Origin of the sequence: Nocardia suismassiliense (genome assembly GCF_900269665.1) — a bacterium.
GTDB classification, from domain to species: Bacteria; Actinomycetota; Actinomycetes; order Mycobacteriales; family Mycobacteriaceae; genus Nocardia; species Nocardia suismassiliense.
The window spans coordinates 5943108-5958192 of sequence record NZ_LT985361.1 but is presented as its reverse complement, the minus strand read 5'-3'; the positions used below and the strand labels follow the sequence as shown (position 1 = coordinate 5958192).

The window sequence follows — 15085 nt, the reverse complement described above, 5'->3', positions numbered from 1 at the left end:
CGATCCACGGGGGATGGTCGGCTGGCCGGGCGGCCAGCCTGAGGGCGCTCTCGACCAGGGCGGCGGTCGGCGCGGTAGGGAACGCGCCTGGGCGTGCAGCACCGAATTTCCGTGCCTGACCGGAGAATCCGTCAGGGACGTGAGGGAAATTCGGTGATGCCGGGCGCGGGCCCTGCCGTGTCGGCCGCCGCCCTGGTAGCCCTCGTTCGGGCTGGACGACCGGACAGACGGGCATCCCTGCCCACTCGAAGACCCCGTGTGTGCACCAGGTGCACACACGGGGCAAGGGGTTAGAAGCCTGGCTCGTCGCTCGCGCCGGCGCCAGCGAAGGCAGGTTCACGGGAGCCCGTTGTTACCCACGGATCGTCAGCTCCGCTGCCGGCTGCGGCGGTGTTGGTTGCCTCGCCCCAGTTCGACCGTGGCTTGACCCGGGTGACTTTGGCGGTCGCATACTTGAGCGACGGGCCGACCTCGTCGACCTCGAGCTCTACGACGGTGCGCTTCTCGCCTTCGCGGGTCTCGAAGCTGCGTTGCTTGAGCCGACCAGAGACGAGCACTCTCGCTCCTCGAGTCAGCGACGCGTCGACGTGTTCGGCTTGATCTCGCCAGACGTTGCAGCGCATGAACAACGCTTCGCCGTCTTTCCACTCGTTGGTGTTGCGATCGAAATAGCGGGGGGTCGAGGCGACCGTGAAATTGACGACGGCCGCACCGGAGGGTGTGATGGTCAGCGTCGGGTCGTGAGTGATGTTTCCGATAACGGTGATGACGGTGTCTCCGGCCATGACTGATTACTCCCTACTTGTCGAGGAACAGGTTTCGAAACGACGCCGTATGGATGGCCATCGAAATTGGTTGGCGTGATGGCCGCTCGGTGCCGAACCGTCAGCGGCGGCATGCGCGGGCTCGCTGGCCGTGGGGGTGTCAGAGTTTGACGCCAAGTTCGGCGGCGCTACGCCGTCCAAGCTGAGCGAGACGGCGCAGCATGTGCGGGCGGACGCCGCTGTCGAGGGCGACACCGATGGCTTGGCCGTGTGCTGGTCGGTCCCGCAGGAGAAGGCGGTGCGGATCGCGAGTGCCGCGAGGGCGCCGTTGCCTGCCAGAAACGCTGTCGCGCTGAGCATCCCGGCGACCTGGCTGCGATCAGGTTCAGGCAGGACCCGGTCAGCCTCGCCCACAACGTCTGGGCGGTGGCGGCTCTGGCGCTGATGGCGACCCCGTACATGCAATCACGCACCAGCGGATCGTGCAGCGCCACCGCCACCGCGACCTCGGCCAACTGGGCAGGGGTGGGTTCGTGCCCGGCACCGAGGGCGTCGACACCCGCGAGTACGACCAGCAGCCGGTGGCGGCTCGTTGCGGTCGACGGTGTGTCGGGGCTGTCGGTGATCGCGGCCAGCGCTCTGTCGACCAGAATCGCGCAGACCGGATCAGGGGCCAGGATCACCAGAGCCTCGGCTTGTTGGCGCGCGAGCGGATCCCGCGTGATCTTGTCCAGGGCCGGGTCGGCCAGGACGCCGTACGAGTTCTGGCCGATCAGGGACGACCAGAGTTGTCCAGGTTCGAGCGCGGCGACGTGCCAGGATCCGGTGAGTTCACAACCCGCGGCGGTGATCAGTTCGGTGAGCCCAGCCGTCAGCGGGTGATAGCGTGTGCAGCCGCGTCGTGGCCGAGTTGGTGGTAATCGATGACGACGGCCTCGATGGTGTCGGGGTGGTGGTCGGTGAGGATTCGCGCGAGCCGGGTCGTGATCGCCTCGAGGGGGAATCCTCCAGCGCCGCAGCGGTAGGGGTCGAGCACGACAGCTCATCGACCCGCCCGATGCTGGGCGCGATGCTGCTTAGCGCGATGAGCACCAGGGCGCGAGGGAATCGGCCGCCGGTAGATCGCCGGGAGCGCGGTGATCAGCTGACCGGGATCGTCGAATATGACTGCGGCCATCACGATCCTCCTCAGAGTTGATGCGGGTCGGCTGCCGTCGGCAGGAAGTTGGTGGTCGTGGTGTGCTGCGCGACGTTGACGGTGATCAGCGGGATGCTGGTGCAGTGCCGTGCGAGTGCGGACACGGTGCCGCCGCGGGTGATACGCGGGTCGCGCACGGCGATGATGGCGTCGGCGTCGGTGAGCAACAGCTGATTGCGGGTATCGAAGAACCCGCTATCGGGATAACCACCGACGAGGACCAGACGCTGCGCGCTCTCACACAACCGCGCATGCACGGCCTGCTGCTCGGCGCTCCAGCGCGCGGGCTGCTCGGGGAAGGGTTGATAGCCCCACAGCGTGAGCCCGGCAGCGAGGGCGGACTCCGCCCACCAGGTATCGGAACCGGTCGCCAGACCACTCGAGGCGATCTCGGTGTCGTGATGGTCGCGGAGTTTGACCGCGATCCGGTCGAGTTCGGAGCGGACCCAGTCACGACTGGCGGGGCGGATGAGATGTTCACGGTGCCCGGTCAGCGCGACCCGCGGCCACCGATCAGCCGGGTCCCCGCGCAGCTCGCGCCGGACACGCATCAGGGCACGTCCCAGCATGTTCTGTCCGGCCGGGACATACAGATCCGTGTGCAGGCATCGACCCCAGTACTGCTCTCCGTCGTCGTTGGTATCGACCAGCAACCCGTCGCCGGTGGCGAGCAACTGCTCACCCAGCTCCGGGTTGAAGGTGAATTTGCTGTGCAGGATCTCGGCCATCGCCGCGTCTCGCACGTCGGCCCAGTCGTTACGCATGCGCCCCTGCCACGCGAACTCCTCGGCGTCACGGCCTGTTCGCGCGGACTGCACGACCATTGCCCACCCCGGGGCATCCGACTGCGCCGCAGCGAAGGCATGCGCGGCGGTCTCGAAACGCCGCCCGCCGTACTGGACCGGGGACTCGCTGTAGTTCGACAGATAGTCATTGGCGTCGCGGAATTGGTCGATCACCGACGTGGCGGTTGCGGTGTACATGAGCGGTTCCTCTCATCGTGGTGTGTGGTGGGGCGTCTGCGGCGGGATCGGTCACACGTCGAGCGCTGCTCAGTACGAAACGGCGTGTGCGGAACCTGGTTTGACGGCAGCGGAGCAACTAGCTGACAACCGCAGTCGCGTCTCGGCCGCAGAGCAGCCGATGGACGCCGATGTGCATGCGATGGGAGGGTGCAGTGAGTCAGCGGTGCGAGTTGGGATTCGATGGTTTGAACGAGATCTCGTACTGCCTCGGCCTGACGGTGAGGACCATCCAGCCATCGAGCTGGGCGCATTTGAGGATCAGATCGCCGAGTCGGTCGCCGTCGATGTCCTGGGTGAGGTCGATGTATTCGGTGAAGTCGTCACCACCGACCGGGGTCCAGCCGATGTCAGGGCCGGTACCAGGAAACCAGTCCTGAGCATAGGCGACCTGTGCCTTCCCCTCGGGTTGCGTGGGGTCGGCGAGCAGGCGGGGCCGCCCGTTGCTGAGCAAGTAGGTGCCGTCGTCCTTGGCCCAGATCAGCGACGGCACCGCGGGCGAATCATCGTCCGGGTCGGGATATTTGGTGTGCTCGGACGCCGACATCGCGTGTTCGACAAGGGGAGCGACCTCACTCAGACGAAACCACAGCTCGATCGAACTCACAGAACTAACTCCTCAAAGTAGGACGAAGGTTGATTGCCGCGATGCCAACCGCAGGCCGCGCCGCGAGTTGAGCGGGGCGAGAGCGGATTCGACTTGGACGGCTGGATCTGCCGATGCCCGGATGGTCAGCGCGGAGCGTGACAGGTGGTGTTGGTGTGGACGTGCCAGGCGCGATGGGTGTTGGCGGCGAACTCGTGCAGGACTTTGTCGTGGGCTGGTAAGGCGTCGAACTGCTGATGGAAGAACGCGATGACAGCCGCGGTGAAGGGTTGGCAGTCCTGCATTTCCTGGCAGGTGAGCTCGAACAACTCGCTGCGGTGACCGGGCATCCGGTCCCGGCGTTGCCCGACGCAGTAGGCGCATTGCGCGGCGGCGCCCCGCAACGGCTCGAGTCGGCTCACCGCTGAACCCGGCACAGGTATGCGGATCTAGCCACTGTCAGTGCGTCGCGGTGGGCGAGGTGCGGGCGTGGCGCTGCGGGGATTTCTTGGCTGACCCACATCAACGACGGCTGTGCGGGCTCGTTGTCGAGCTGCTGGCTCAACGACGGGGTGTGCCCGGTGGCGGCGACGGCATGTTCGGCGATCGGAACAACCTCGGACAGGCGGAACCACAACTTGACCGGATCCATCGAGTTCCTTTCACGGTGCGAGCACAGGGGCCAGGGGTCAGGCAGCGCGCGGGGCGTGGTCGAGGACAGCTGCCCATGCGATGAGCCGGTCGGCGAACCAGGCGGCGAGCCTGCGACTGGGTGTCGTCGACGGTGCGCGCAGGACGACTGGGACAGGTGGGTGGCCGTCGAGGTCGATGCGATAGCGGGCACCGTTGCTGTCGTGGACTTCGAAGACGGTGGCGATCGACTCGGGATTGCGATGGATGTTGAGCGCTTCGTGTGCGGCGTCGACAGGGGTGTCGGCGTCGAGTTGATCGATGTGCCAGATGACGCTGTAGTCGGGCATAGCGGGTCCTTTACTGCGGGTTCAGTGGTGCAGTCACTGGTGAAGGGCAGGTATTCGGTGAGTGCGCTATTCCCACGTGGCTGTACTGGTGTGCTCGGGCATCGGGTGGTATGTCGCCACGCGGGGCCGGGCGGTAGGTGGCAACACTCGATGGGGCGGAGCGGATCACGAGCGAGGCAACGGTCGAAGCAGTTGCACGTGATGCGGCCTGCCCCAATGGCAGTCCATCCAGTCATGAGGCCAATACACTCGTATAACGTTGTCGTGCAATACATTTGCGAGCCGCCGGGGTACGCCAGCTGGGTCTTGCCGATCGGTTCCTCTCTTGGGGAGCGGAGATTTACATGCAAGTACTGGGCGGTTTGTGTGAAACCTTTGCCTTGTGGTGCAGTGAATCTGGGAGCACGATGGCGGAGTGGACACGTTGGTGGCGCTGAGCTCACTTCAAACACACCAGGCCGTGCTGGTGTTGCGGTTGTCGGAAGTCCTCGATCGCCTAATTGCCCGCGCGCGTCAGTTTGAACAGGAGTTGGAATATCAATCTGAGGATCTAATTTGGGACGATGAGCATAGAGATTGGCTCGACAGTGTCCACGAAGATTTGCAATCCCAACTGAAGGGATTGCCTGTTCAGCAACAATGGATTGACTTCTATGAGGAGATATCGGTAGATGTGCCGACTCCTGCCTCCTGGATGGTCGCGCAAGTGGTAAGAGCTATTGAGGAAATTCGAGATGAGCAGCGTTACCACTTGCTGATCGACGCAGTTCGGGTATGGAAGAAACCTCCCCGATATTTCAGATTGCAGCACGGTATCGCTTGTCACGTCTACTCAAAGCATCTTGCAGAGCTAGCCTCTCGGGGTCGTTTTATCATGGACAAGATCGAGTTCATGGCTGCTCAAGATGTCCCGACTCTTCCGGGCTTTGAGCCTGAAGACGAGGTTGAATCGTGGGTTCGCGAGAGCGCTGGCCTCCTACGTAGCCTGATTGTGATTGCGAACTCCCCCGATGCAGGAATTAGCCCACCGGCCGACTTTGAGTATCTTACTCACGGCTGGAACGCGGGGCTGAGCCCAGTCGCTGAACGCACTATGTCCATCACGCGGGCTTGCGTTTCTCTTGGTGTTAATTATATTACGGAGATACAAGAAATTATGAATGATTACGATGAGGCCCGCGATAGAGTCGTCGGTGAGCCAGCTTATTCGCAAGTTTTCAACGGGCCAGTTTATGGGCAAGCGGCAATGAAAATAGACAATATCAACTCAACCGTCGCTGGAATAATGCAGCAGGGCGATGTCGAAATCGGTAAGGCGCTCAAAGCTTTCGAAGAAGCGATCGTGGCAGACACGCACGGGGATGAAGAGCTTCGTAGAGATCTGCTCGATAACCTGGAGTTGCTCGCCGACGAGGCCCAAGCGCCGCTTGGGGAGCGCAGGCGCGGTGTCGTTCGCTCAATACTTGCCTCCTTCAGAAATGCGGCCATGTCTGGCCCCGAGGTTGCCAAAGCTATGGAAGCCTGGGGACAGATTTTGACCGGACTGACTGGCTGACCGACATTCACGAGAGTGCGGCCGAAAATGGTCGACCTGAAGACCTTGCGCGGGGAGGCTCATGCGGTCGGCAGCCCGAAAGGTGGGAAGAAGGGCAGGATCGGAAGCCGCGTCCTCCCACCTTCTAACCAATTGATCGCGCAGCACTCGCCGCGAAAATCCGGTGATGCCGCATGTCACGTGTCGGAACCGTAAAATTGCGCACTGTTGTATCAGATGCAATTCCTCCCAATTTGACGGGGATGCTGAGCGCCGTAACGGAATCCGTTGCTGATGGCGCGGTCGAGCTCGGCGGCGCTGAATCCGTCGACGCCGATGTGCGCGGCCGCGGCGGCGGTGAGCATGGTGCGGGTGTGGTGTTCGTCGAGTGCGCCGCCGGCCACGAGTCGGCCGAGAGTAAATGCGGCGCGGAATACGGTGATGTTGCGGGTGTTCGGCGGGGGGTGGGTGACGCGGTCGAGGACGGCAGCAAGATAGGCATCGAGATGCTCGGGCCGTTGCGTCAACTGGTGCGGGGGTCGCAGGGGCGGCGGCCGCAGCAGGGCCACCAATGCCGTCGGCAGGTCGGCGACGGGCAGGTCGTCTATGACGCGGTAGGCACCGTCAGCGGTGATCGATCCCGGAGCGACGACATAGCCGCCGTGGCCTCGGGAGTCGATTCCTTGCCCGATGCGTCCGACGGTGCACGACAACTCGGGCTGGCTCGGTGCGGTGTAGTACAGATGCCAGCCGTGCGGGGAGGCGATGGTCAAGGTGCTCGGCGCGGGCTCGGACAGGTGGTTCGACAGCGTCGCGAGGGCATCGTCGAAACACCGGGCCGGGGGTCGTAGGTGTGTGGCGTCGAGATCGATGACGTGGAGCTGGCTGAGTCCGGTCGCGATCGCGACGTTGAACCGGGGGTTCCACGACCACCACCGGTGGATGCGCTGAGGGTCGGTGCTCGCGTGCTCGGGCCAGTTCTTGAAGATCGGGGGCTTCTTGCGCCCGGGGCTGAGCGGGAACACCGACCACCCTCGTTCGGCGGCGGCGAGGGCCGCCGACAGTGGTGACTCGACAGCGGTGCGGTCGGCGAGTGGTGTCGTGAGGGTCATCGCCAGCGCCTACCACCGGGGGCCGAGGTCGCGTGCGGTGCGCACGATCCACTCGGCGGTGTCGTGAAGACGGTCGACCAGGGATTGGCATGCCGCGACGGTGCGCTCGTCCGGGTCAGTATCGAGCGGGGGCGCGAAGTCTTCGGCACCAGCACGCAGCACCGGGGTCCAGCCCAGTCGCATCTGGTCGAACAGATCGACCCGGTAGCGCGACCGCGACGGGCAGATGGTGTCGATGTTGACGACGATGTCGGCGGGTTGGTCATCGACCAGACACAACGCCCGTACGCGATATCCGCGGGCGGTCTGGGTGAGGCCGTCGATGACCGGGTGTTCGGTGATGTTCATCAGCTCTCCTGTCTCCGACGAGACGACCTGCGGGCCGCCACGTCGGTAGACGAACGGCGGCCCGCAGGCTGACCGTGAAGCCGTGGGCGGCAACAACCTTGGCCGCAGCAGCCCTCGTTCTGGGGTGTCGGCTAGGCGGCCTGTGCGAGATCGGTGGCCTCGTTCGGTTCGGCGGCCTGGTCCAGGTCGATGGTCTGGACGGGGTTTTCGAGGTCGATGGTTTTGTAGTCGAGTTCGCCGGCTGCGACGCGTTCGACCGGGGAGAGCTGGTGGCCGATCTCGGTGAGGAAGCGCATGTAGTGCTCGACGCCTTTGTCAGTGAAGCGCCAGCAGTCGCGGCCGGTGCGCTTCTCGTAGGCTCCGAGCACCAGCGCCAGCACGATCACCAGGCAGCGCGGCGGTTTGGCCGACTCGATCGCCTCGAGCAGCTCGTGACGGCGCCAGCTGCCGCCGTCGAGTCCCAGCAACTTGAACGCGTTCTCCAATGCGTAGGACTCCCCGAGCAAGGTCGAGTTGGTCGCCAGCGCTTGGGCGATGAACTTCCACGCGTTGGGCGGTGCGGTTTTGCGCTTGAGGTACAGGACAAGGAACTCCACGCGTGTCTCTTTGGCGGCCTCGCCTTGCTTGTTGAGTTCGCGCACGCGTCGGCGGGCTTGCCGCTCGGCCTCACGGTTCTCGGCGGCGGCCTTGGCCTCGGCCGCGGCACGCATCTGCGCGCTGGCCTCGTCGGACACGGCGTTGTCGGCTTCGTCGACGTCGACGTCGACGGGATCGTCGGTGTCCTTGCAGCCTCGCCGCCATCCGCGGGTGTCGAGTTGTTCGGCCGGCAGCCAGAACTCGACGAGCCAGCGATCGCGGCGTTCGACCTCATCGGCGTGACGCAACCCTTCGCGCGGGGTGCGGTCGGCGCTGCCTGCGGTCTGCCAGTCCACTGTGGAGGAGTCGACAATGGCCCCGGTGTCACGTTCGACGACGTCCTGGTGCTCATCGAGTTCGAGCCACACCAGCCAGGCTTCGGGGTCGGCCCGGATGTGCTCGCGGCCGATGGCCGCGCCGTCGCCATCGAGGATGTCGGTCGCGGGCACGAGCTCTGGCCCGTCGGCGACCTCGGGATGATCACCGGTGAGCACACCACACCCGAGTTCGGCGTAAGGCAGCGCGGCGGTGAGGAAGGCGCGCTGCTCTTCGCGGTCGGCGGCGATGCGTTTGGCGGTGTAGTGGAAGTGCCCGCGAGCCACGTTGAGCAGTTCCTGGACCGCGTCGGTGTCGCCGAGGATTTCGTACTCGGCCAGGATCGCGGCCTGCTCGAAATCGAGCTGCCTGCTATCGATGAGACCCCGCGCGGTGCGGGAGGCACCGATCTTTCCGGCGAGATTGACGTCCGCGCGTTTCCTCTGGAGTGCTTTCCCGATCCGGGTCGGGGAGGCACCCAATTCGAGCGCCAGCGCGATCCCGCCAGCGATGTCGCCTTCGGTGAGTGGGACATAGCGGTTGGTGGTGATCTGGTCGAAGACCCGAAGGATCTCGGCTTCCTTCGCATCGACGGTGGGGTCGAAGTCGGTGATCCGCACCGGCACCGATTCCTGCTCGAACGCCAGGGCCGTCAACGTGCGGACCTGGCCGTTGCGCACCACCAGGCGGCCATCGGGCATCCGAATCGCCCAGATCGGTTCCTTCACACCGTGTTCACGGATCGACTCGGTGTACTCGGGGTAATCCTCGAGGCGGAAGTTCTCGCGCACATTGTCGCCGACGATCAACTCCGCCGGGTGCTTGTCCTCGAGCACACCGGCTTTACTGGGAACCGGCGCGCCTTCGCTGTCGGCCTCGGGCCGAGCCTCGGTCGTGTCCGCGGCGGCGTCCAGGTCGCTTGAGGTATCCAGCTCTATGACTGCGGTGGGTGTGGCGGTGTCGTTGGGCATCGAAACGGTCTCCTCTCGTGAAACAGGCAGGCCCGGACAGCGGTTGGGCTGTCCGGCCTGCCTGGCCGGGATGTGAGTGGGGTCGTTGACGGCATCAACCGCGCAAGAAGGGCGCGGATGCCGAATGGGGGTTAGGGCGAAGATTTCGGGCGCGCGGCGACGTTGATCGGGCGCAGATGGCGCGCGCCGTGGGCGTCGGGGTCGGTGTAGGTCCAGTGCTTGCCGTTCCAGTCCGGATGCTGGGCGCGCCACCGCGTCATCGTGTCCTCGCCCAGCACGGTCGTCGGGCCCGCGGCCCCGAGGTGTTCGGCGAGTTCGAACTCGGCACGGGTGATGGTCTCAGCCATGACAAACCTCCTGTAATCGGTGGGCATTAGAGCCCAAAGGGATTCGGATGCATCGACCAGTGATGACCAGTCGTCCAGGCGGCAACACCAGCAAGCTGAGGCGTCGGTGTGTGAGGCCACGCCGGCGAATCGCAGTCGGCGTTCACCGATGTGACAGTGGCGGGCGTTGACGCAGCATCAGCGCGTCATCGATGTCCTGCTCGTTGGGGGTGGCACCGGCACGCAGGTCACACAACGTCCACGCCAGACGAAGGACACGGTCCGCGCCTCGTGCCGAAAGACGACCGGTCCGCACCGCGGTTTGGATGGGGGCGAGGATGGATGGCGCAAGCCGGAACTGCTGGCGCAGAACATCTGCGGGTACGTCGGCGTTGATGAGACAGCCGTGTTCTTGCCACCGCTGTGCGGCGGCGGCACGGGCCGCGGCGACCCGGCCGCGCACGACCACGCTGGTTTCCCCGACCGCGGTATCGAGCTGGGATACCTTGGGGGACAGATCAACCCAGATGTCGAGCAAATCGGTCCACGGCTCGGCAAACCGGCTGAGATAGCGCAGACGGGCCTGCGGGGAACAGACACAATCACCCTCGTGCACCGCCGAACACGGGCACACACTCGCGGCAACGATCAGCTGGAACCGGGCCGGATAACTCACCGTCGATCCCAACCTGCCGATACGGACCCGGCCTTCATCGAGGGGCACCCGCAAGGCTTCGCGCACCCGCGAGCTCAGTTCGGTGACCTCGTCGAGAAACAGCACACCGTGATGGGCACGGGAGACCACACCGGGCAACACCGCGCGTGACCCGCCGCCGAGCATGGCCGCCGTGGAGGTGGAGTGATGCGGCGTGACAAGCGGCGGCATCCGCGACGCAGAGTGGCGGCCGAGATCACCGGCGGCCGAGGCGATGGCCGCGACGTCGAGTGCCTGGGTGTCGGTCAAGGGCGGCAGGATTCCCGGCAGGCATTGCGCCAGCAGCGTCTTGCCCGAGCCCGGCCGGCCCACGATCGCGAGGTGATGACCCCCGGCGGCGGCGACTTCCAGCGCCCACTTGGCGTATGGGCGGCCGACGAGGTTGGCCAGATCGGTTGCCGGGGGCGGGTATTCGAACTCAGCGCGGTCGGGTCCGGGTAACGGCTGTTGCTGGCGCAGCCATCCCAGCACCGCACGCAGGTCCGCGGCACCGACGATATCGATGCCCTCGACGAGCCCCAGCTGCGCCAACGCCGGTTCGGGTACGACGATGCTGCGATAGTGATTCTCGCGGGCGGCGAGGACAGCGGGCAGGATCGCGCGCTCGCCTTGCAGTCGCCCGTCGAGGCACAGGCCACCGATGAACACTGTCCCGGAATCGGTTTGGGCGGGGATCGCCCCGGACGCAGCCAGCACCGCCACCGCCAACGCCACATCATGCCCGCCACCCCCACCAGTCACTGGGACCGAGGACGCCACGACGAGCCGGGCATCGGGCCACTGCTCACCGGAATTGGCGATCGCCGCGCGCACGCGATCACGCGACTCGGCCAACAGCTCATCACCGATCACCGTCACCGAGGGCAAACCGTGACCGAGATCGGCATGCATCTCGACGACATGGCCACTGACACCGGCGACCACGACGAAACGGGCGACTCCGATCGTCATCAGCACACCGCCAGGTGATGGGTGAGGACAGGGGCTTGGTCCTCGGGCCTGTCGACGGTGATGGCGTCGAAGCGCAACTGCCACACCGGATCGTGCTGCTCGGCCAGCCAGAGCAAAGCAAGACGGCGAAGTCGCTGATGCATGGCGAACGGCCAGCACCGGGGTGGTAGCGAGGCATCGGCGACGCGGACGAACACCGTGTACCCCTTGTCTTGCGCGATCACGTCCAGCACGCCATATCGGCATATCCACGACGTCGCGACGATGGTGAAGCCCTGGCGGCGCAGAAACTCTGCGGCGAGGTCGACGTCAGTTCCCTCAGCTGGAGCTGTAGTGCCATCGGCAGAGGTGGGGCCGCCGAAGGACGCGCTGTCCTGCGCGACCTCGGTGCCGGTGATGGTCTCGTCCATAGGGAACCTCCCGTGTCGGTGGGGTGTTAGGGCACAACCGGATTCGACTCAGTGCCGCAAACCTCAGGAGCTCCCCGGGATCTCGGCTCCCGGTGGCAGGGCCAGCACGTCGGCGTGGAGGTCGAAGGCGAGGTCGGAGCGGTCGGGGTCGATCGGGATATCGAGGGCGGTCTCGAACCACACCTCGACCTCTTGGCAGTCGCGACGCAACGCGATCACCGGTCGCGCGGTCCCGCTGCTATCGACGACGACGGAATCCAATGCCAGCCCGCACGCGGTGACGGTGTCGAGAACGATGTTGTGGTTGTAGAGGAACCGGGCGGCGGTCTCGGCGTGGTGAACCGATGGTGCTTCGACGACGCAATACCAGGGTTGGGAATCAACGGCATCGGGGTGCGGACCGTCGAAGGTTGGTGTGCCAGGGATGACGGCGGCGAGCCGCAATTCGTTGCTGATCAGCAGACCGACGACGGTGAACGTGGCCATCAGATAAGGCTCATGGCGTGCAGGGCCAGATCGTCGAGGGTGTCGGCGCGGTCGGCGTCAGGGATGGTTTGGCTGTAGCTGGTGACCGCGTGGGCGATCCCGGCTGCGGTGAGCTGGCCACCGGCGATGAAGTGGGCGAAGATCCCGGCGCGTTCGTCGTCGTTGAACCCGAGCTGTTTAGCGACAACCTCGATGGTCCTGTCCGGCTTGGTCACCGGGGTCGTGGCGTGACGCTCGAGCTCCTCTACACGGGTCTTGAGGAACTCTGGGGACAGCCATTCGGTGACCTTGTCGCGGGTTTCGGCGGTGATCACCGCGAGCCGTTTGCGGTAGGTGTTCTGGGACCAGCCGCCGATCGTGCCGGTGTCGAGCTTGTCACCCAGATGACGCTTGGTGTAGGCGAACATCGGCAGCGTGAGCCCGTTGCCGCAGATCCTGATGAACAATTCCGGTTTCAATGTCACCGCGTGGTGGCCGATTTCGGAGTTGGAGAACCGGAATCCGGCAAAGACCACTGGCTCCTTGCCTGGGGTGTAGCCGCGGCCTTCGCGGGACGCGGCCCGGCGCCAGCGATCGATGTCGCCGGCGACGCGGCGGCGTTCGGCGTCGAGGTCGGGGTTGTCGAACGGGTTGCGATAGTTGTCGAGGAATCCCGGCGCGAGCGCGGAGACCTTGGGGGAGAACACCTTGCAGTGCATGCTGGACTCGCTCAGGTCACACGAACGCACTTCCACATCGGCGTCGGCCTCTCGGATGCCCTCGAGCACCGCGGTCAGCACATCGAGGTTGTCGATGATCCCGTAACGATCCGACAGGAACGCCCGCAACACCCCCGCCTCACCGGGAACTCCGGAAGTGAACAGCCGCAACAGAAACGACCGTTCGTCGGCGTCGTCGGTGAGCGGGCCCGGCCCGTGGAGGAGACCGTTGACGTTGGCGTCGTAGAGGTCGGTGCGCGATTGTTCGCGCAGCCACTTCAGGTAGCCCACAGGGATTTTGAGTCTGGTACCGATGTGGGAGTCCGCGGCGGCGGTCGGGCGGTAGCGTCCGTCGACATCGGTGACTCCGCGCTCGTCGAGGATGGGCTCGACACCAGACAAATCCAGCAGTCCGTCGCGGGATCGCAACGCTGACGCGGAGGCGACGACATCGACCTTGGTGGCCTGCTGGCGGTTGAGCAACGCGACCAGATCACCGAGGTCGGCGTGACGAACAGTAGTGGGCATCGGCATGAAAACTCCTCTCGGGAACACAGATTGGGGAAGCTCGAGCATGGTGCGGGGTTAGGCGGACAGCGGGCGGTTCATCGAGGCCAGCAGCGCGTAGGAGGCGTCGACGTCGGCCTGTGCCTGCACGTTGACCTGCCTGATTCGCTGTTCGAGACCGCGCGCGGATTCGTAGAGGCTGCTGGCCTGCAGGCGCACCTGTTCGGCGGCCCAATGGCGATAGCGCGCGACCCGGTAGTCGGTGAGGAACTCGACGCTGATCGCGGTCAACAGATCGGTGAGCAGCGTGGTCGCGGTGTCGCCGATATCGGTGAGGCGCTGGCCCAGGATCAGATGCAGCGCTCCGGGTTCGCCGAGACTGACCATCGCGGCCGACCCGGCCGAGAATGGGTGAAATTCGGTGCGGCAACGCGGATTTCCCAGCGGGCGACCATCGACGACGAGGCCGAAGAACCGGAACTCGACCGCTGGGCGAGACTCGCGGCGGCCGTCGATGAGCACCGTGTGCTCGGACATGTCAACGAACACCCGTCCCCGGACCGGAGCGTCGTCGGTAGCGAAGATGTTGAAAGCGGTTCCGTGGGCGGCGGTGTTGGCCTGATCTTGGGGGGTGAAAGCTGGTGTGGGCATGAAAGATCGGAGTCCCTTCAATGTCGGGGGTCAGCTCGCGGCTCGGTCGGGGGAGCCCTGATGAGCGAACGCGTGGGTGATTGGGGTGACCGTGGCGAGTGAGCGACGCCGGCGTGTGACGGCGATGTCGGTGAAATCGCAGGTGACGATCTCTGTGGCGATCGGGGTGTGATGCCAGTCGTCGCGGTAGTAGCTGGTGTCGATGCCGCAGTTGGCGTGCAGGGCGATCCCGGTACCGGCCTGAAAACGGTGATACTCGGTGTCGCCCTGGTCGTGCTCCATGGCGCGGCGACCGCTATAACGGAACGGCGCTGAGGATTGCGGGATCAAGAACACCCCATGACGAGCCACCTGGCTGGCCACCGCGATCGCGTGGTATTCGAACCGCGCACCGTGGTAGCCGGGGCCATCATCGGTGCGGGCGACGGCACCAAAGGGCGGATTGGCGATCACGGTGTCGAACAGCCGCATTCGTTGCCGGTGCACGCGCAGCAGATCCCCGCACCACCAGCTCGCCTCGGGCACGACCTTCATCCCGACGCGCACGAACTCCGGGTTGCGCTCCACACACACCAGATCCCGGGCGGGGTCGCCGTTGACCTGACCCCATGGGTTGCGGCAGGCGAAGGCCAGGTGCCCGATTCCCGCCCCCAGATCCAGAATTCGGTTGCCGACGACCTCGAGGCGCATGTCGCGCGCCAACCCCGGTGGGGTGAAGAACGCCCCATCGGTGGCTTGGGTGGTGCTGGTCGATTCCTGATAATGAGTGAGCACGAACAGCTTCTCGTCCTCGCTCAGGTCCCGGCGCAGATCGACCAGCGCGCAGGCATCACGGTGCGCGGCGGCAGCGGCGCGTCCCAGCTTGCCCATAACAG

19 protein-coding genes are annotated in these 15085 nt (G+C 65.2%); 1 reads left to right on the top strand and 18 read right to left on the bottom strand.

What is annotated here, in order from left to right; genetic code table 11:
• Positions 1-290: 290 nt before the first annotated feature.
• The 8 genes from DBO33_RS26370 to DBO33_RS26340 form a co-directional block, all read right to left on the bottom strand.
• The gene (locus DBO33_RS26370; RefSeq protein ID WP_107657473.1) at positions 291-785 is read right to left on the bottom strand and encodes a single-stranded DNA-binding protein; all 495 of its coding nucleotides are present in this window, start codon (positions 783-785) and stop codon (positions 291-293) included.
• 167 nt (positions 786-952) lie between these two features.
• Positions 953-1615, bottom strand: coding sequence for a DUF4192 family protein (locus DBO33_RS44790; RefSeq protein WP_407670628.1), 663 nt, complete (start codon positions 1613-1615; stop codon positions 953-955).
• 20 nt (positions 1616-1635) lie between these two features.
• Complete coding sequence (locus tag DBO33_RS44125; RefSeq protein WP_234391044.1) at positions 1636-1800, bottom strand: hypothetical protein; 165 nt, start codon at positions 1798-1800, stop codon at positions 1636-1638.
• A 152-nt stretch (positions 1801-1952) separates the two neighbouring features.
• Positions 1953-2945: an NADAR family protein gene (locus DBO33_RS26360; protein WP_107657471.1), complete on the bottom strand. Its 993-nt coding sequence runs from the start codon at positions 2943-2945 to the stop codon at positions 1953-1955.
• A gap of 199 nt (positions 2946-3144) precedes the next feature.
• Positions 3145-3591 (bottom strand): DUF3085 domain-containing protein, encoded by a 447-nt coding sequence (locus DBO33_RS26355; RefSeq protein ID WP_107657470.1) that lies wholly within the window; start codon positions 3589-3591, stop codon positions 3145-3147.
• A gap of 125 nt (positions 3592-3716) precedes the next feature.
• Positions 3717-3992: a hypothetical protein gene (locus tag DBO33_RS26350; protein ID WP_107657469.1), complete on the bottom strand. Its 276-nt coding sequence runs from the start codon at positions 3990-3992 to the stop codon at positions 3717-3719.
• Positions 3989-4222, bottom strand: a complete 234-nt coding sequence (locus DBO33_RS26345) for a hypothetical protein (protein ID WP_107657468.1) — start codon at positions 4220-4222, stop codon at positions 3989-3991. The genes DBO33_RS26350 and DBO33_RS26345 overlap by 4 nt, the downstream gene beginning before the upstream one ends.
• 37 nt (positions 4223-4259) lie before the next feature.
• Positions 4260-4550, bottom strand: coding sequence for a hypothetical protein (locus tag DBO33_RS26340; protein ID WP_107657467.1), 291 nt, complete (start codon positions 4548-4550; stop codon positions 4260-4262).
• A 415-nt stretch (positions 4551-4965) separates the two neighbouring features.
• On the opposite strand from DBO33_RS26340, the gene DBO33_RS26335 reads away from it, so the two are divergent.
• Positions 4966-6105 (top strand): hypothetical protein, encoded by a 1140-nt coding sequence (locus DBO33_RS26335; protein ID WP_107657466.1) that lies wholly within the window; start codon positions 4966-4968, stop codon positions 6103-6105.
• A gap of 212 nt (positions 6106-6317) precedes the next feature.
• On the opposite strand, the gene DBO33_RS26330 is transcribed toward DBO33_RS26335, so the two are convergent.
• The 10 genes from DBO33_RS26330 to DBO33_RS26285 form a co-directional block, all read right to left on the bottom strand.
• Positions 6318-7196: a bifunctional DNA primase/polymerase gene (locus DBO33_RS26330; RefSeq protein ID WP_107657465.1), complete on the bottom strand. Its 879-nt coding sequence runs from the start codon at positions 7194-7196 to the stop codon at positions 6318-6320.
• A gap of 9 nt (positions 7197-7205) precedes the next feature.
• Positions 7206-7544, bottom strand: coding sequence for a hypothetical protein (locus tag DBO33_RS26325; RefSeq protein ID WP_107657464.1), 339 nt, complete (start codon positions 7542-7544; stop codon positions 7206-7208).
• 131 nt (positions 7545-7675) lie between these two features.
• Positions 7676-9466 carry a ParB/Srx family N-terminal domain-containing protein gene (locus tag DBO33_RS26320; protein ID WP_107657463.1) on the bottom strand — a complete coding sequence of 597 codons (1791 nt, stop codon included), beginning with the start codon at positions 9464-9466 and terminating at the stop codon, positions 7676-7678.
• A gap of 131 nt (positions 9467-9597) precedes the next feature.
• The gene (locus DBO33_RS26315) at positions 9598-9813 is read right to left on the bottom strand and encodes a hypothetical protein (RefSeq protein WP_107657462.1); all 216 of its coding nucleotides are present in this window, start codon (positions 9811-9813) and stop codon (positions 9598-9600) included.
• A 142-nt stretch (positions 9814-9955) separates the two neighbouring features.
• Complete coding sequence (locus tag DBO33_RS26310) at positions 9956-11458, bottom strand: YifB family Mg chelatase-like AAA ATPase (RefSeq protein WP_107660597.1); 1503 nt, start codon at positions 11456-11458, stop codon at positions 9956-9958.
• The gene (locus DBO33_RS26305) at positions 11458-11868 is read right to left on the bottom strand and encodes a YraN family protein (RefSeq protein ID WP_107657461.1); all 411 of its coding nucleotides are present in this window, start codon (positions 11866-11868) and stop codon (positions 11458-11460) included. The genes DBO33_RS26310 and DBO33_RS26305 overlap by 1 nt, the downstream gene beginning before the upstream one ends.
• A gap of 63 nt (positions 11869-11931) precedes the next feature.
• Positions 11932-12354: a hypothetical protein gene (locus DBO33_RS26300; protein ID WP_107657460.1), complete on the bottom strand. Its 423-nt coding sequence runs from the start codon at positions 12352-12354 to the stop codon at positions 11932-11934.
• Complete coding sequence (locus DBO33_RS26295; protein WP_107657459.1) at positions 12354-13586, bottom strand: hypothetical protein; 1233 nt, start codon at positions 13584-13586, stop codon at positions 12354-12356. The genes DBO33_RS26300 and DBO33_RS26295 overlap by 1 nt, the downstream gene beginning before the upstream one ends.
• Before the next feature lie 51 nt (positions 13587-13637).
• A complete protein-coding gene (locus tag DBO33_RS26290) occupies positions 13638-14210 on the bottom strand; it encodes a hypothetical protein (RefSeq protein ID WP_107657458.1) in 573 nt (190 codons plus the stop codon).
• A gap of 30 nt (positions 14211-14240) precedes the next feature.
• Positions 14241-15080 (bottom strand): class I SAM-dependent methyltransferase, encoded by an 840-nt coding sequence (locus DBO33_RS26285; RefSeq protein WP_107657457.1) that lies wholly within the window; start codon positions 15078-15080, stop codon positions 14241-14243.
• Positions 15081-15085: the final 5 nt, after the last annotated feature.

What these genes read in the sequence shown, in the direction of transcription:
- DBO33_RS26360 (WP_107657471.1), bottom strand. Translation starts at nt 2,945, where the DNA reads ATGTACACCGCAACCGCCACGTCGGTGATCGACCAATTCCGCGACGCC.
- DBO33_RS26290 (WP_107657458.1), bottom strand. Translation starts at nt 14,210, where the DNA reads ATGCCCACACCAGCTTTCACCCCCCAAGATCAGGCCAACACCGCCGCC.
- DBO33_RS26370 (WP_107657473.1), bottom strand. Translation starts at nt 785, where the DNA reads ATGGCCGGAGACACCGTCATCACCGTTATCGGAAACATCACTCACGAC.
- DBO33_RS26340 (WP_107657467.1), bottom strand. Translation starts at nt 4,550, where the DNA reads ATGCCCGACTACAGCGTCATCTGGCACATCGATCAACTCGACGCCGAC.
- DBO33_RS26345 (WP_107657468.1), bottom strand. Translation starts at nt 4,222, where the DNA reads ATGGATCCGGTCAAGTTGTGGTTCCGCCTGTCCGAGGTTGTTCCGATC.
- DBO33_RS26285 (WP_107657457.1), bottom strand. Translation starts at nt 15,080, where the DNA reads ATGGGCAAGCTGGGACGCGCCGCTGCCGCCGCGCACCGTGATGCCTGC.
- DBO33_RS26295 (WP_107657459.1), bottom strand. Translation starts at nt 13,586, where the DNA reads ATGCCGATGCCCACTACTGTTCGTCACGCCGACCTCGGTGATCTGGTC.
- DBO33_RS26305 (WP_107657461.1), bottom strand. Translation starts at nt 11,868, where the DNA reads ATGGACGAGACCATCACCGGCACCGAGGTCGCGCAGGACAGCGCGTCC.
- DBO33_RS26315 (WP_107657462.1), bottom strand. Translation starts at nt 9,813, where the DNA reads ATGGCTGAGACCATCACCCGTGCCGAGTTCGAACTCGCCGAACACCTC.
- DBO33_RS26300 (WP_107657460.1), bottom strand. Translation starts at nt 12,354, where the DNA reads ATGGCCACGTTCACCGTCGTCGGTCTGCTGATCAGCAACGAATTGCGG.
- DBO33_RS26320 (WP_107657463.1), bottom strand. Translation starts at nt 9,466, where the DNA reads ATGCCCAACGACACCGCCACACCCACCGCAGTCATAGAGCTGGATACC.
- DBO33_RS26330 (WP_107657465.1), bottom strand. Translation starts at nt 7,196, where the DNA reads ATGACCCTCACGACACCACTCGCCGACCGCACCGCTGTCGAGTCACCA.
- DBO33_RS26310 (WP_107660597.1), bottom strand. Translation starts at nt 11,458, where the DNA reads ATGACGATCGGAGTCGCCCGTTTCGTCGTGGTCGCCGGTGTCAGTGGC.
- DBO33_RS26325 (WP_107657464.1), bottom strand. Translation starts at nt 7,544, where the DNA reads ATGAACATCACCGAACACCCGGTCATCGACGGCCTCACCCAGACCGCC.